We start from the raw sequence: 1,030 nt of genomic DNA on the forward strand, positions 1-1,030 counted from the left end.
TGGGCAGCCCCACACCCCCGATCTACAAGACCAGGAACTGGCCGGCCTACAATGAAGCGCTCAAGCGCAGGGGCTCGCTGACGATCTGGTTTGACCCCGACATGACCTGGGATGCCGCGCCGACAGGCCGGCGTGGCCGCCAGCAGATCTACAGCGACGCCGCCATCCAGACGTGCCTTTCAATGAAGGTGTTGTTCGGAATGGCCCTCCGGCAAACGACCGGGTTTGTCGAGAGCCTGCTGAAGCTGATCGGCTTGGACTGGGCGGTGCCCGACTTCAGCACGCTGTCCCGCCGCCAGAGTGAGACGGGACCGTGGCGCCAGTGGCGCCGCGTAAGCCCGTCGAACATTGGCCGTGAACATCCCCTATCGCGGCTCGAAGGGGCCTTTGCACCTGCTGATCGACAGCACCGGCATCAAGGTCGAGGGTGAAGGCGAGTGGAATGCGCGCAAGCATGGCGGTTCCAAACGGCGGGTCTGGCGCAAAATCCACCTCGGGATCGACGAGCAAACGCTGGAGATCCGAGCCGTTGAGTTCACCAGCAGTGGCATCGGCGATGCGCCCATGCTGCCGGAGTTGCTCGATCAGATCCCACCCGAACAGGAGATCGGTAGCGTCACCGCAGACGGCGCCTATGACACGCGCAGGTGCCATGATGCCATTGCGGATCGAGGCGCTGTCGCCGTCATCCCACCCCGCAAGAACGCAAAACCATGGAAGCCGAACACCCTCGGAGCGGTCGCACGAAACGAAGCCTTGCAGGCGTCGAAGTATCTCGGTCGGGCGCTCTGGCGAAACTGGAGCGGTTATCACCGCCGAAGCCGCGTCGAAACGAAGATGCACTGTGTGAAACTGCTGGGGCAGCGCCTCATGGCGCGGGACTTCGACCGTCAGGTCGCCGAACTCCAAATCCGCATAGCCGTCCTGAACGGCTACACCGCGCTCGGCATACCTGTCACTGAGGTCGTGGGATAAGTCTGTCCGGGGATAGGGGAACCTCCCCTAAAAGCCGAATTGCGCAACAGAGTCC

Annotated in this window: 1 pseudogene; it reads left to right on the top strand. The window is 62.9% G+C overall.

The annotated features are described in order from the left end of the window. Positions 1-975, top strand: a pseudogene (locus HCC78_RS32740) (IS5 family transposase); the annotation flags it as partial. Positions 976-1,030 lie beyond the last annotated feature (55 nt).

The sequence above is a fragment of the Mangrovicoccus sp. HB161399 genome (assembly GCF_013184745.1).
In the GTDB taxonomy this organism is placed as follows: Bacteria; Pseudomonadota; Alphaproteobacteria; order Rhodobacterales; family Rhodobacteraceae; genus Mangrovicoccus.